Annotated in this window: 9 protein-coding genes; all 9 read left to right on the forward strand. The window is 54.0% G+C overall.

Annotated elements, in window-relative coordinates:
* Nucleotides 1-17: 17 nt before the first annotated feature.
* The 9 genes from AC1DF0_RS09440 to AC1DF0_RS09480 all read left to right on the forward strand — a co-directional run bounded on the left by AC1DF0_RS09440 (nt 18) and on the right by AC1DF0_RS09480 (nt 15,130).
* Nucleotides 18-3,005 (forward strand): extracellular solute-binding protein, encoded by a 2,988-nt coding sequence (locus AC1DF0_RS09440; protein WP_477573761.1) that lies wholly within the window; start codon nt 18-20, stop codon nt 3,003-3,005.
* On the forward strand, nt 2,995-4,134 hold the full coding sequence (locus tag AC1DF0_RS09445) for a carbohydrate ABC transporter permease (RefSeq protein ID WP_477573762.1): 1,140 nt from the start codon (nt 2,995-2,997) through the stop codon (nt 4,132-4,134). The genes AC1DF0_RS09440 and AC1DF0_RS09445 overlap by 11 nt, the downstream gene beginning before the upstream one ends.
* Nucleotides 4,134-5,021 carry a carbohydrate ABC transporter permease gene (locus AC1DF0_RS09450; protein ID WP_442048318.1) on the forward strand — a complete coding sequence of 296 codons (888 nt, stop codon included), beginning with the start codon at nt 4,134-4,136 and terminating at the stop codon, nt 5,019-5,021. Before AC1DF0_RS09445 ends, AC1DF0_RS09450 begins: the two co-directional genes overlap by 1 nt.
* 37 nt (nt 5,022-5,058) lie before the next feature.
* Nucleotides 5,059-7,218: a YIP1 family protein gene (locus AC1DF0_RS09455; protein WP_477573763.1), complete on the forward strand. Its 2,160-nt coding sequence runs from the start codon at nt 5,059-5,061 to the stop codon at nt 7,216-7,218.
* Nucleotides 7,215-9,497 carry a DUF5696 domain-containing protein gene (locus tag AC1DF0_RS09460; RefSeq protein ID WP_442048316.1) on the forward strand — a complete coding sequence of 761 codons (2,283 nt, stop codon included), beginning with the start codon at nt 7,215-7,217 and terminating at the stop codon, nt 9,495-9,497. The genes AC1DF0_RS09455 and AC1DF0_RS09460 overlap by 4 nt, the downstream gene beginning before the upstream one ends.
* On the forward strand, nt 9,498-10,364 hold the full coding sequence (locus AC1DF0_RS09465) for a carbohydrate ABC transporter permease (protein ID WP_477573764.1): 867 nt from the start codon (nt 9,498-9,500) through the stop codon (nt 10,362-10,364).
* A 261-nt stretch (nt 10,365-10,625) separates the two neighbouring features.
* Nucleotides 10,626-11,540, forward strand: coding sequence for a carbohydrate ABC transporter permease (locus AC1DF0_RS09470; RefSeq protein WP_442048315.1), 915 nt, complete (start codon nt 10,626-10,628; stop codon nt 11,538-11,540).
* A gap of 25 nt (nt 11,541-11,565) precedes the next feature.
* The gene (locus AC1DF0_RS09475) at nt 11,566-13,320 is read left to right on the forward strand and encodes an ABC transporter ATP-binding protein (protein ID WP_442048314.1); all 1,755 of its coding nucleotides are present in this window, start codon (nt 11,566-11,568) and stop codon (nt 13,318-13,320) included.
* Nucleotides 13,304-15,130, forward strand: coding sequence for an ABC transporter ATP-binding protein (locus AC1DF0_RS09480; RefSeq protein WP_477573765.1), 1,827 nt, complete (start codon nt 13,304-13,306; stop codon nt 15,128-15,130). The genes AC1DF0_RS09475 and AC1DF0_RS09480 overlap by 17 nt, the downstream gene beginning before the upstream one ends.
* Nucleotides 15,131-15,134: the final 4 nt, after the last annotated feature.

Genomic DNA, 15,134 nt, shown 5'->3' on the forward strand with positions numbered 1-15,134 from the left:
AAGGAGTGTGCTGCCTGATGCTGCGCGCCATCATTCATTCTAAGACGTTCAAGCTGCTATTTCCGATAGGGGCGGCAGCCGTACTACTAGTGTTTTTCGTTGCATGGACGTCGAGCGCGACCGCGACGGTCGATGCCGGTCCTTTCAAGCTTAGCAGCTTCGATTCCGGCTTTGTAGAGTGGGAGGATACGTCGCTCGCCGCAGCCGATCTTGAGCCCTATTATGAGAAAGTGCTCAAGGGGCTGGAAGAACAGGGCGTGAAGCCTGCCGATAAGGAGATTGTCATCGAGGCGGCTGCTACTTCCGGACAATCGGATAGCTCGGTCATTCGTACGGGCGATTACGAAGGCAAAAGCAATGTGTTGATCTGGGAGTCAACCGACACGAATTGGGTGGAATATACGTTCAATGTGGAGCAGGATGGCATATACACGATCTTCGCCGATTACCATCCTCTGCTCGGCAAAGGGTATACGCGCCCGGTCGTATGGGATGTGACGATCGACGGCTCGCGGCCATTCCGCGAAGCTTCTTCGATTACTTTATACCGTCAGTTCAAGGATAAAGGATTGCCGCAGGTTAACGACGACGGGGATCAGATTCGTCCAACTTCGGTGGATATATCAACGTGGTCGAGCATGCCGTTCATCGATTCTGGAGCCAATTACGCCGGGCCGTTGAAATGGCATTTCACGAAAGGCAAGCATACGCTGCGCTTCGAAGGGTATGAACCGGTTGCGCTGAATACGATATCGCTGGTTCCGCCGGAGACGTTGCCTAGTTACGAGGAAGTAGCGGCAGCTTATCCGTCAAGCGAACCTGTTGCTGCTCAGGGAATTACGCTGCAAGCGGAGCAGATGACGAGCAAAAACGACGCTTCCGTACAAATGATGTCGGACCGTGACAGGCGTACGAAACCGCTGGCGAAAGGGCGTATTACGTACAATACGGTCGGCGGCGTGAGCTGGGACTGGCCGAACCAAGAGGTGGCATGGACATTCGAAGCGCCCGAGACGGGGCTGTACAAAATTGCGCTGCGGACGCTGCAAAACCGCTTCTCGCAGAAGGCGTCGTTCCGTACGATCTTAATCGACGGCAAAGTGCCATTCGATGCTTTTCTAACCTATCGATTCCCGTATGCGGCTTCGTGGAAGGGCACGGTGCTATCTGGTGACGATGGCGAGCCGTATGAGCTGTACTTGGAGAAAGGGACGCATACGCTGTCGCTTGCTCTAACCCATTCGACGGTAAGTCCGATTGTTAGAGGGATCGAGAACTTAAGCGCATTGCTGCGCACGGTTGATCAAGATTTGAAGTCGCTCACCGGAGGTCAACTGGACCGTAACCGGACGTGGAAGATCGATCGCGACTTGCCGGATTTGAAGGAGCGGCTGGAAGTCGCAGCCGGGAATCTTGACGTGCTTGCTGACGAAATGGCCGAAGTGAACGGGCGCAAGGACAGCGCGAGCGAAGGCTTCCGATCGTCCGCCTCCGATATTCGTTCCTTGTTGGAGACGCCTGACGATATTCCCTACCATATCGATGAGATTACTTCGATTGATGAGAAAATCAACAATTTCGTTGTCAATTTGTATAAGCAGCCGCTCTTGCTCGATGAGATCTATATCGTCCCTGCGGAGAAGTCTTTCCCCGATATGACGGCATCCGTTGTGGATAAAGGCGTTGGCCTGCTGGCGAACTTCGCTTATTCATTCAACTCCCGCGAGAGCTTAAGCGATATGGATGACAAGGAGCTTAACGTCTGGGTGCAGCGGGGCAGGGACTATGTGACGCAGCTTCAAGAGCTGACCGACGAGCTGTTCACGCCGGCAACCGGCATCAAGGTGAAGGTTAATCTGCTGCCGAACGCGCAGCTGCTCGTCATGTCCAATGCGGCAGGCTTGCAGCCCGATGTGGCGCTGGGATTGTCGCAGGATTTGCCTGTCGATTACGCGATTCGGGGCAGCGTGTACGATCTTAGCAAGTTCCCGGATTTCAATGAGGTGTACGAACGATTCAGTCCAGGTTCTTGGCAGGCGCTTTATTACGATAAGGGCTACTATGCCGTACCGGAGACGCAGTCGTTCCAAGTGCTCTACTATCGCAAAGATATTATGCGGGAGCTCGGCCTCGACATTCCGCAGACATGGCAGGATGTCTATGACATGCTGCCGACGCTGCAGCAGAACTTCATGAACTTTTATGTGAACCCGCAAATGTTCCTGCCGTTCATCTATCAGAACGGCGTCGAATTCTTCCAGCCGAACGGCTTCACGACGGCTCTTGATTCGCCCGAAGGGTTCAAGGCGTTCAAACAATGGACCGATCTGTTCAATACGTATGCGCTGGAGAAGCAGGTGCCGAGCTTCTATCAGCACTTCCGGACAGGGACGATGCCGATCGGCATCGCGGATTACAACATGTATGTTCAGCTGGCCGCGGCAGCGCCCGAGCTTAACGGACGCTGGGGCATCGCGCTTATTCCGGGCATGCCGGAGCAGGACGGGACGATCAGCCGCTGGGCGGCTGGCGACCAGACAACGGGCGTCATTTTCGAAGCTTCCAATAAAAAAGACGAAGCGTGGCAATTCATGAAATGGTGGATCAGCACCGAGACGCAAGAGCGTTACGGCTCCGACCTCGAATCGATCAACGGCGTTTCGTTCCGTTGGAATACGTCGAACGTGGAAGCGTTCGTGAGACTGCCATGGAAGACCGAGGATGCGAATATCATTCTGGAGCAGTGGAAGTGGTACAAGGAGAAGCCGAACCCGCCGGGAGGTTACTTCATGGGCAGGGAACTTAACAATGCTTGGCTTCGCGCGGTTATCGACGGAATGAACTACCGAGCGTCGCTCGAGATGGCCATTCTGGACATTAATCGCGAGCTGCGCCGCAAGCAGCAGGAATTCGGATTTATCGACGAAACGGGCAAGCCGCTGAAGACGCTGGACTTCCCGCATATCGATAAGCCGTGGGAAGGAGTGAACGAATATGTCAGGTAAAGGAACCGGCGCCAGCGTCGCGGTTGTTCCGCAGTCGACTGCAGCTTCGCCCGAGCTTGAGAACACTCGGGCTGAGGCAAGCGTAGAGATAGCGCACGATGCTGGAGTAACTGCCTTGCCATCGCCAGCATCACCTGCGCAAGCGCCTCATGTTGGCGCTGCGCAAGCGAGGGCGTTCGCGGCACTTGAAGCGGCCCAGCAGCGCAGGAACAGAGGCAGGTTCGCGCGGCTGCTGGCAGAAATATGGTCGTTCCGCCTAAGCTACCTATTCGTTGCTCCATTCATGCTCTGCTTCGCCGCATTCATACTTGTACCTGTAGGAGCTGCCATCGTTCTTAGCTTCACTTACTTTAACGCTATCGGCCGCCCGCGTTTCATCGGGTGGCAAAACTTTCAATATTTGATTTCGCAAGACTTGCTGTTCCTCAAGTATGCGCTGCCGAACACGTTCAAGTTCGCCATTATCGTCGGGCCTGGCGGTTATATCGCCGCTTTCCTGCTCGCTTGGCTGATCTCGCAGCTTCCGGGCAAGCTGCGCAAATGGTTCGCGCTTGCGATGTATACCCCTTCGCTTACGATCGGTATCGCCATGTCGATCGTCTGGCTACCGATGCTCACGGGCGATCGGATCGGGTATCTCAACAGCGTATTGCTGCGGCTCGGCCTAATCGATGTGCCGAAGCTGTGGGTGACCGATCCGTCTTACCTCATGAACTCGATGATCGTCGTTACGTTATGGTCTAGCATGGGCGTCGGATTCCTCGCGATGCTGGCCGGCATTCTCAATGTGAACCGCGACTATTACGAGGCGGCCAAGATCGACGGCATGAAGAGCAGGCTGCAAGAAATCTGGTATATTACGATCCCTTCGATGAAGCCGCAAATGCTGTTCGGCGCCGTCATGGCGATTGTAACGACCTTCAAGACGGGCGCAATCGGCGTTGAGCTGTCCGGCGTCAATCCGACACCGGGTTACGCCGGGCATCTCATTATTAACCATATCGACGACTTCGGCTTCATCCGCTTCGAGATGGGGTATGCGGCGGCGATATCGGTATTTCTGCTTCTGCTTATGTATGCTTCCAATAAACTGAGCTGGAGCTTGTTCGGCTCGAAGGGAGATGAGTAATGGTGCAACGACTTCTTGGGCTGCGATGGAGAGGCTCGAGGCTGCAGGCGATGGACGGCTTTCAGAAGCTGCTGACGCTTCTTATGATCGCGCTGTCCGTATTCATGCTGCTGCCGATCGTCTACATTTTCAACCATGCATTCAAGCCGTACCATGAGCTGTTCGTCTACCCGCCGACCTTCTTCGTGCGAGAGCCCAGCTTCCAAAATATTAACGAGCTGCTGTCGGTAACTTCCAGATCGACCGTTCCGATGATCCGCTACTTGTTCAATAGCGTCTTCATATCGGGGCTGGCAGTCGTCTTCGTGACAGGCGTGAGCGCGTTATGCGCCTTCCCGATCTCGAAGCATAAGTTCCCGGGGGCGAAGCTCGCGTTCTCGACGATTCTGCTGACGCTTATGTTCGCGCCGGAAGTGATCCAAATTCCACGGTATTTGGTCGTCAGCAATCTCGGCATTATGAACACGTATTTCGGACATTTGCTGCCGATGCTGGCGATGCCGATCGGGGTGTTTCTGCTGAAGCAGTTCATCGATCAAATTCCGGATGCGCTGCTGGAGGCGGCAAGAATCGACGGAGCGAACGAGTTCTATGTATTCATCCGGATCGTCATTCCGGTCTGTATGCCGGCTATTGCGACGGTAGCCATTCTTGCGTTCCAGAACTCTTGGGGCAATGTCGAGACGTCTTCGCTGTTCATGCTCGACGATGAGATGAAGAGCTTCGCCTTCTTCCTATCGACGCTAACGAACAACCTCGCGGGCAATGTGGCGATGCAGGGCGCAGCGGCCGTTGCTTCGCTCATTATGTTCGTTCCGAACTTGATTGTTTTTATTATTTTGCAAGGAAAAGTGATTGCTACGATGGCGCATTCCGGCATCAAGTGATGCCGATACGAGAAAGAGAGAGAAAGGAGGGGGGCGAATGCCTAAGCGGCTGACGTTACGCCTGATGCTGTTGTTCGTTGCGGCTCTAGCCGCGCTTGCAACCATCCACCCGGAATCGGTATCCGCGGATGTGCCATATCAAACCTATTACAAGGACAATTACAATCAGCTGTTCAAAATGCAAGCGGCGTACACGCCGGCTGGCGCGCTCGGCAAAGATCTGTTCATTCCGGATCCTTCGAATCCGGGCCAAACGGTATACTCCCCGCTGAATCAGCCGCAGGATCTGTATATCGATAGCCGCGATCATATTTATATCGCGGATACGGGCAATAACCGCATCGTGCATCTCGATGCGGAAGGGCGGCTTGCCGGGCTACTGACATTGGAAGGAAGCCCGTTCAATCGGCCGCAGGGCGTGTTCGTCGACACGAACGGCGATATCTACGTCGCGGATACGGGCAACCAGCGTGTCGTTCGATTGAATGGCGAAGGGGAGCTGCTTGCCGAGTTCGGCAGGCCGGAATCGAAGCTCATTCCCGAAGCGTTCAAATACGATCCGATCAAGCTGGTCGTCGACAAGCGCGGCTTCATGTACATTGCTACGCTAGGCGGTTACCAAGGCTTGCTGCAGCTTGATCCGCAAGGCGAGTTCCAAAGCTTCTTCGGCGCCAACAAAACCGGCTTCTCCTTTTCGGATTCGATCAAGCGGCTGCTCTATACCCGCGAGATGTACGAGCGGGAGATCAGCAAGCTGCCGGGCTCGATCGCGAGCGTCGACAAGGACGAGAACGGCTTCGTGTACACGGTGACGAAGGAAGTCCGCACGAAGCAATTGAAGAAGCTCAATATCGCGGGGCTTGACCAGCTCGCGGGCAAGGGCGAGTTCGCCGATACTATGACGGACGGCAGCTTCGGCGAATATACTCACCGGGCCGGACGCACCGGCTACCCTCAGCTTAACGATCTGACCGTCGACGGGAACGGCAACATGACGGTCGTCGATTCGAAGCTTAATATCGTGAGCCAATATGACGGCAACGGCAATTTGCTGTTCTTCTGGGGCGGAGCGGTAGGGGATACGACGACGAAGCTTGGCATCGTGAAGATACCGGCGGCCATCGAGACGAATTCGGCGAACGACCTGTTCATTTTGGACAGCGAGAACAATATCGTGCAGAAGTATCGCTTGTCCGAATTCGGCGCGCTCGTACATAAGGCCAATCAGTTGACACAGGATGGCCGTTACGAAGAGAGCGAGCCGCTATGGCTGGAGGTTAATCGGTTGAACGCCTATTATGCGCCAGCCGTGCTTGGCCTCGCCAAAGCCGCTTATAAGAAAGGCGAATACGAACGGGCGCAGGCGCTATTCAAGCAAGCGGGCTGGGCGCAGGGCTATTCGGATTCGTTCTGGCAAAATCGGCTGCTATGGTTTCAATCCAACTTCGGGCTGCTCATGAACGTAGTGATCGGGGCTTTGCTTATCTTCTTCGCCGCGAGGTTCACGGCTAGAAGACTTGGCTTCGGCGGCGTGCAGCGCAAGGGAGCGAGAAGCGAACAGCAGCATGCTGCTGCGAGGCCGTTACTGCGCCAGCTCGGCCATGCTTTCTATGTGCTGAAGCATCCGATCGACGGCTTTCATTCGATTCGCTACGAGCAGAAGGGCGGCTTGCTTAGCAGCACGATACTATTCGTTCTGGCACTAGTGTCATATGCCATTATGAGAGCGGCAATAAGCTTTATTTTCAATCCTTCTATTATTGTAGAAGTTCAAATCGTCACGATTCTTATCCAATTCATTGTCGTATGGCTGAGCTTCGTGATCGCTAATTATTTGATCAGCTCGTTGTACCACGGGGAAGGCCGCTTCCGCGATGTGCTGTATGGCAGCGCGTATGCGCTATTCCCGTTCATCCTGCTCGGCATACCGATTACGCTTATCTCGAACGTAATGACGCTAAGCGAGCAGTCGATCTTCACGTTTCTCGAGTACGGCCTCTATGTGTGGGTCGCGCTGCTCTTCTTCTGGATGGTGCAAGGCATTCAGAATTACAGCGTCGGCGAGACGCTCATTAATTTGCTGCTGTCGATCATTACGATGGCGATTTGCGCGGTTCTTGTATTTATCGTATTCAGCTTAACGTCGGAGCTCTTCAATTTCATTTACTCGGTGTATCAGGAGGTGACCATCCGATGAAACGCAAAACGATAGTGAAGCTTTCGGCGGCCATAGTTACGGTGCTGCTGCTGATCGGATGGGCCCTGCTGCTGCAGCGTGATGCCGATCAGCAGGCTGTGCCGGCAGATGAAGGGAATGCCGCCGTGAACAACAATAATGGCGCGGGCGGGACTAGCGGCGGTTCGCCAGTCGAAGCGGCGCTTCCTGTAGAAGCCGCGTTCGTGAAAGCGGCGGAATCAGAACGCTTCGTGTTGTGGGCGGACGCCGTAACGGCTCATTTTAAGATCGAAAGCAAGGAAACGGGAAAAGTGTGGCGCTCCTATCCGAACCCGGAATACTGGGAGCTGGAGAAGACAACCGGTACTTGGAAGAGCAGCTTCCTATCGCCGGTTATGCTCGAATACATCGATGCTTCCAATTCAAAGTCGCAATCGAAGCTGACGAACTGGATGGAAGAGAAGGGCGTGCTCGAAAACTATGAGCTGACGGGCGACGGCTTCAAGGCGACGTTTTATTTTCCGGGCACGAAGTTCACCATTCCCGTAGAAGTAGCCTTGAACGGCGATCATGTGGAAACGAAGGTCATCGATGAAGGCATTGCCGAAGGAAACTTAAGCTTGCTTAATCTGAAGCTGTACCCGCTCTTCGGGGCAGAGCCGTCGCACGGCCAGGAAGGTTATATGCTCGTACCCGACGGTTCGGGCGCGTTGATTAAGTTCGATGAAAATCGCAGCAACGACAAATCGATTTACCGTGAAAATGTGTATGGCGCCGATCTATCGTTCTATAACGAGCAGACCGGCAGGCAGGAAGTGAAGATGCCGGTCTTCGGCTTGAAGTCGGGCGACCAATCGTTTCTTGCCGTTATGACGGATGGCGAGGAGTATGCGAAGCTGTTCGCCGCTCCTGCTGGTGCGCTCGGCATTTCCAACTGGATTACGCCGGAGTGGCAGTATCGGATCAAGTTTTTCCAAAGCACGAATAAACAGGGGGATCAAGGTTTTTATACGTACAGCAAAGACCGCTTCGTAGCAGGGGAGCGTACGACCCGTTATTATCCGATTGACGGCCCGAAGGCGGACTATGCCGCAATGGCAGAGCGTTATCGGAGTTATTTAATAGAAGAGAACGGGCTTGCGCGTCTGGAGCAGGCGAAAGAAAATATTCCGCTCTACGTCGATATTATCGGTGCGGATCTGAAGCAAGGGCTTCTATGGGATGATTACATCGAAGGCACGACGACGAAGCAGGCGGAGACGATGGTGAAGGAGCTGCGTGAAGCAGGCATCGCGAACTTGTCCGTTCTGTATGCCGGCTGGCAGCGCTGGGGCTATAGCTCATACGGCGGTTTGTTCCCGGTCGATAAGCGGCTTGGAGGCAACAGCGGCATGAAGGCGTTCATAGACGCCGCTCATAAGCTGGATGTGTCGGTATTCTTGTCCGCGAATTATTCGCTGAACAGCAGCGGCCGCGGCGGATTCTGGAAGCTGAATGACGGCTTGCGCAATTTGGCCGGCACTCTGCAGGAGCAGTACGGAGGCCGTAACAACGATGATAAGGTTACGCTGACGAGTCCGTTGTACGGCATTCGCGAGGCGGAAGAAGACCTGGAGGCGTACAAGTCGCTTGGCGCCGATGGCCTGCTGCTGGAGGGCGGAATCGGAAGCGCGCTGAATACCGACTTCAACAATCGGCATAAGGCGAGCCGATCCGAGGTGCTGGAAGGGCAGCAGAAGCTGCTCGAGAAAGCCGATCAGGAGCTTGGCTCGATAGGCGTTGCGAATGGCAGCTTCTACTCGCTCGCGAATGTGGATCATATTCACCGAATTGCGGATGACTATTCCTACGATATTTTCGTCGATGAGGCTATACCGTTCGAGCAGATCGTCCTGCATGGCCTCGTTACGTACTCCTCGGACTGGGCAAATCTCAGTGACGAGTACAATTCCGATTTTCTGCGCAGTGTCGAATATGGCGCTTACCCGTCTTACGTATTCACGGCGGCGGAATCGGGCAAGTTCAAGCGCGCGTACTCGATCTGGTATTACAGCATGAGCTATCGCGACTGGAAGCAGTCGGCTGCCGAGCAGTATAAGCGGCTGAACGAAGCGCTCGGGGACGTGCAGGACCAATATATCGTTGGTCATCGGACGCTCGCCGAAGGCGTGAAGGAAACGATTTACGAGAATGGCAAGACGATTATCGTTAACTACAACGAGAAGCCGTACACGATTGCAAGCGGCAGCGTGACCGTGCCCGCACAGGACTTCATCGTGACGACGGGAGGTGGCGCATAGATGAGCAAGAGACGCAAACCGAATTCAGCTATGCTTCGCAAAATCGAAGGCTCCATCTTTATCGCCCCGTGGGTATTCGGCTTCCTTGCGTTTGTCGCATTCCCGCTTGGCTATTCGTTCTATATGAGCTTCCATCAAGTGCGTATTACCGTAACGGGCGTGCAGACGACGCCGGTAGGCTTCCAATACTACCGCGAAATTCTGTTCGCGGACGGCGGCTTGCTCTATGACGATCTGTTCCCGTTCTTGCGAGAGGCGCTCGTTATGATTCCAATCATTATCGTCTTCTCGCTGCTGATCGCGATTTTGTTGAACTTGAAGTTTTACGGGAGAACGGCGTTCCGGGTTATTTTTTTCCTGCCGGTCATCTTCTCTTCCGGTCAGATCATTACCGAGTTCATTTCGCAGGGCGAGGGTGAGCTGTCGATCATTCAGAACTTGCGCATCGATACGTTCCTTGCCGAGTATATTCCAGCGTCCTGGGCCGGACCGATCCAAAACGTCATCGGCTCGTTCGTGCTCGTGCTCTGGTATTCCGGCGTACAGATTCTAATCTTCCTTGCTGGGCGTCAGACGATCTCCGCTTCGGTATACGAGGCGGCGCGCATCGACGGGGCTGACCCGTGGAGCACCTTCTGGAAAATCACTTTGCCGGGGCTCGCACCGTTTATTTTTCTGAACGTGATCTACACGATCGTCGATCTGTTCACCTTCCCTTCGAATCCTATCATCGGCAAAGTGACGACGGAGAACTACGGCGTTTCAAGCGCGCTGGCATGGGTGTACTTTATAATTGTGCTGCTGTTCATCGGCATCGCGCTGTTCTTATACGGAAGAGTCAATAAGTCGATGACGGCGAGGCGGTAGACAGAGTTGGAAAAAAATAACGGGAAATGCTCCCTCTATTTTCTCCATAATACGTTTGGGAGAAAGAATAGAGGGAATTTCTACCGTTAACATATGGGTAAATCTAGTTTTTGGGCAGCAGATGTGTTAACAACGGGAGTTTTTCCTGTTAATCGCCAATTTGGCGTCCAAACTCGAATATTAACAGGAGAAAATCCCGTTATTGCTGACGAAGGGACGAGGGAAGCGGAGAGAACGATACAAGAAGGGAGTGGAATAGAGATGGGGAAGCTGGCTCGGCTTAGGATGAGGCTGCTTGGACGGGAAGCTGATAGAGGGCTGTTGTTCCGGCTGTTTATGTACGTGCTGCTCATCGATGTAGCATTTATTTATTTGAAGCCCGTATTTTATATGGTAACGACAATGGTGAAAAATGCGGGCGATTTGCTTGACCCGGCTGTCATTTGGGTGCCAAGCGCAATCTACGGGGGGCATCTTGCCGAGGCGTTACGGATGCTGCATTACGCGGGCAGCTTCGCGCTCAGCTCGGGGCTATCGCTGCTTGTTGCAGTACTGCAGGTACTGTCGTGCGCGGTGGCGGGCTACGCGTTCGCAAGGCTCGATTTTCCGCTTAAGAAGCTGTGGTTCGCCGCGCTGCTGTTCACGTTCATCATGCCGCCCCAAGTGACGATATTGCCTTCCATTCTCATGTTCAAGGACCTTGGCTGGATCAATACGGTGCTGCCGATGGTTGTGCCTGCGTTGTTCGGGCACGGACTGAAGGGAGCTTTGTTCGTCATTATTTTCAGACAGTTTTTTGGGACGCTTCCGAAGGAAATGGAGGAAGCGGCGCGAATAGATGGAGCAGGGGCATTTCGCATTTTCTTTCGCGTCATGCTGCCGATCTCGCGATCGGCTATCATCGTCGTGTTCTTATTTTCCTTCGTATGGACGTGGAATGACGCGTATTTTCCATCAATGTATATGTTCGGCGCGTCTGATGTACCGTTGTCGGTCGGGATGGCGAAGCTTAATGCTTCGCTTAGCATGGAGTCGGATCAAGGCGGTTTGCGCGTATTCGTGGAGCCGCTCAAGATGGCCGCTTCTTTTCTCATTATTTTGCCGCTGCTCGTGCTTTACGCGTTCACGCAGCGCTGGTTCGTCGAGGGCGTGGAGCGTACCGGGCTAGTCGAGTAATTCGAAGGTAGGAAGTGATACGGAATTGAAATCACCGCGATTGTTAGCCGATTTTTTCAGACAGACCTGGCATATTTACATGTTCTCGATTCTGTTCCATCTCATTGCCAACATCATTCACGTTAACTTTCCGAAGGTGCTTGGCGACTTTACGAACGAGCTGGAGAGCGGAAGCTTGACGACCGATTCGGTCATCCGCTACAGCTGGCTGCTGCTTGGCATCGGCGTAGGCTTCGCGCTAATCGGGGGCCTCGCTCAATACCTTGTCATGTACGTCGGCAGGCTGTTCGAGTTTCTGACGAGGCGCCGGCTGTTCACGCATTTTACGGGCTTAAGCGAAAGGTTCTATTCGAAGAACGGCGTTGGGAAGCTGCTCAGCTACTTCATGAACGATGTGACGAGCGTGCGCGAATCGATTTCGATGGGCGTCAACCAAACGGCTGGCGCAACGATTCTGCTCGTATCTACCGTTACGATGCTGTTCCTGAGCGATATTCCTTATTACTTAATTATTGCTTGCATTGTGCCGCTGCTCAGCATTCCGGTCATCGTGACGAAGTTCGGTCCGGTCATTCGCAAACGGTCGATGTCCGTGCAGGAGTCGCTCGGGACGATGACGGAGTCGGCGGAGGAGCAGTTCGGCGGCATTCGCGTCACGAAGAAGTTCGCCGTCGAGGGCATTATGAACCGCCGCTTCGGCGAGACGGTAGACCGGATTCGCGACAACCAGTTGAAACTGGTGAGGGTATCGTCGATCTTCCAGGCGCTTATTCCGTTCCTAGGTTCTCTGTCGCTCGTGATCGCGCTTGCGCTTGGCGGTTACTTGACGATTACGAAACAAATCTCGCTTGGCAGCTTCGTTGCGCTGACGCTTTATATCCGGATGCTGATGAACCCGCTGCAGCAGATCGGCAACGTCATCAATACGATGCAGCGCTCGCGTGCGTCGCTGGCGCGGCTGAACGACCTGCTTGGCAACGAACCGGACATCAGGCAGCTTGAGGATGCGTTGTCGCTCGACTTCCGCGAATCGGGCATCTATGTTCGCGACCTTACGTTCGCGTACGAGGAGTCCTCAAGGCCGGCTCTGCGCAATATCGATCTAGAGATTAAGCCGGGAACAACGCTTGGCATCGTCGGCAGAACAGGCAGCGGCAAGACGACGCTCATGAAGCTGCTGCTTCGAACCTACGATGCGCCTCCCGGCACAATTTGGTTCGACGGTACGGACATTCGCGAGCTGACGCTGGAGAGCTTGCGCGGTCAGATTGCTTACGTGCCGCAGGACGGCTTCTTATTCAGCACGACGATCCGCGAAAATATCGCGTTCTACCGTCGTGACGCTTCGCTTGCAGAGGTTGAGGCAGCTGCGAAGCAAGCACAAATCTATAACAACATCATCGACTTCCCTGACCGCTTCGAGACGAAGCTCGGGGAGCGCGGCGTCACACTGTCCGGCGGCCAGCGCCAGCGTACAAGTCTGGCAAGGGGCATCATTAAGGATTCGCCGGTCATGATACTCGATGATAGCGTCAGCGCCGTAGACGCAGTGACGGAGACGGATATTATTGAAACGATCCGGGCAGGCCGCAAAGGAAAGACGACGATTATAATCGCCCATCGTATCAGCGCGCTTAAGCATGCGGATGAAATCATTGTGATGGACGACGGAGAAATCGTTCAGCGCGGGACGCATGAGCAATTGCTTGCGCAGGAAGGCTTGTACAAAACGCTTCATGCGATACAAGAGGAGGGAAGTCAGCATGCCGCAGGCCATTAACAACTGGCAGATGGATCAGAAGGCCGACCTTAGCCAGCCGGCAGCGAAACCAAAATATATATCGACGTTTCGGGCGCTTGGGGGTTATGCGAAGCCTCACTGGCTCGCTTTTCTCGGTGTATTCTTGTTCACGATAATTGCGATTGCGGCGGAGCTTCTTCAGCCGTACCTTGTAAAGATCGCCATAGACGATAAGCTGATCGGGGGGAATGGCGATTATAGCGGCTTGCTGGTCATTGGCGGCGTCTACCTTGGACTGTCGCTGCTTAGCTTGCTGTTCACTTACATGCAGAACAACGTGTTGCAGTACGCAGGACAAAGCATTGTTGCGCGCATTCGCAAGCAGCTGTTCGAGCATATTTCGAAGCTGTCCATGTCCTACTTCGACCGCGTGCCGAGCGGCAGCTTGATTACGCATGTATCGAGCGATACGGAGGCGATCAACCAGTTTTTCAATCAAGTGCTGCTTAGCCTGCTGAGAGACGGCATGACGCTCGTGTTCATCATCGTGCTCATGTTCCAGCTCGATGTTCAGCTCACGTTGTACTGCTTGATTTTGCTTCCCGTTATCGCGCTTATCGCGATCGGCTTCCGATCTTACATGCGCAAGACGTACCAGATGGCGCGGACGCGGTTGTCCCGCCTCGTTGCGTTCACGGCGGAGAACTTGTCGGGCATGAACCTGATCCAAGTGTTCCACCAAGAGAAGGAGCAAGGCAAGCAGTTCAAGGAACGGAATGATTCTTACTTCCAAGCGAACGTGCGCGAGATTCGCACGAACGTGCTGTTCAACCGATCCTTCGAAATATTAAGCAATATTTCGATAGCGCTCGTCACTTGGCTCGGCGGCAAAGCGGTGCTCGGATCGGATCTTGAATTCGGCGTCTTGTATGCGTTCATCACGTATATTCGCCAATTTTTCCAACCGATTAATACGATTACGCAGCAGTGGAATACGCTGCAATCGGCGACGGTGGCCGTGAACCGGATTTGGGGCATCTTCGCGATCGACCCGGAAGTGGACGATCGGAAGGGCGCTAAACCGCTCGATCCTGCCTCCGTTGAGGGACATATTAGCTTTGACGGCTTAACTTTCGGTTACGGAGGAGGCAGTCCCGTTATACGTAATCTTGATCTTCATATTAAGGCTGGCAGCATGATCGGCATCGTTGGCACGACCGGAGCTGGCAAAAGCTCGCTAATCAGTTTGCTATGCCGGTTCTACGACGTGTCTGAAGGAAAAGTGACGATAGACGGCACCGATATTCGGGATATTCCGCAAGCATCGCTGCATCGCGTCATTGGTCTAGTACAGCAGGAGCCGTACTTATACTCCGGTACGATACTCGATAACGTCCGATTATTTGATGAAACGATCACTCGCGAAGCCGTCATTCAAGCATGCGAATTCGTCGGGGCCGATTCATTGATCCGGCAAATGAAAGACGGCTACGATACGCGCCTGTCGGAGCGCGGCAGCGGCCTGTCCGCAGGGGAGCGGCAGCTAATCTCCTTCGCCCGCATTATCGTGTTCGAGCCGAAAATATTAATTTTGGACGAAGCGACCGCCAATCTTGATTCGCATACGGAGCAGTTGATCCAGTCGGCGCTTCAGCTCGTATCGGCTGGACGGACGACGATTGTTATCGCCCACCGGCTATCGACGATCATGCAAGCCGATCGTATTATCGTCATGAAGAAAGGCGAGATCGTGGAAGAAGGCACGCATACGGAATTGGTCGATATCGGCGGCTATTATGAGGAGCTGTATCGGCATTCGCAAGGCAAATCGATGCATGAGGCTGGTTGATCAA

The sequence above is a fragment of the Paenibacillus sp. 05T425 genome (assembly GCF_056396205.1).

Bases quoted from the DNA above. Each gene is read 5' to 3' on its own strand.
- AC1DF0_RS09445 (WP_477573762.1), top strand. From the start codon at position 2,995: ATGTCAGGTAAAGGAACCGGCGCCAGCGTCGCGGTTGTTCCGCAGTCG.
- AC1DF0_RS09480 (WP_477573765.1), top strand. From the start codon at position 13,304: ATGCCGCAGGCCATTAACAACTGGCAGATGGATCAGAAGGCCGACCTT.
- AC1DF0_RS09450 (WP_442048318.1), top strand. From the start codon at position 4,134: ATGGTGCAACGACTTCTTGGGCTGCGATGGAGAGGCTCGAGGCTGCAG.
- AC1DF0_RS09465 (WP_477573764.1), top strand. From the start codon at position 9,498: ATGAGCAAGAGACGCAAACCGAATTCAGCTATGCTTCGCAAAATCGAA.
- AC1DF0_RS09460 (WP_442048316.1), top strand. From the start codon at position 7,215: ATGAAACGCAAAACGATAGTGAAGCTTTCGGCGGCCATAGTTACGGTG.
- AC1DF0_RS09470 (WP_442048315.1), top strand. From the start codon at position 10,626: ATGGGGAAGCTGGCTCGGCTTAGGATGAGGCTGCTTGGACGGGAAGCT.
- AC1DF0_RS09440 (WP_477573761.1), top strand. From the start codon at position 18: ATGCTGCGCGCCATCATTCATTCTAAGACGTTCAAGCTGCTATTTCCG.
- AC1DF0_RS09455 (WP_477573763.1), top strand. From the start codon at position 5,059: ATGCCTAAGCGGCTGACGTTACGCCTGATGCTGTTGTTCGTTGCGGCT.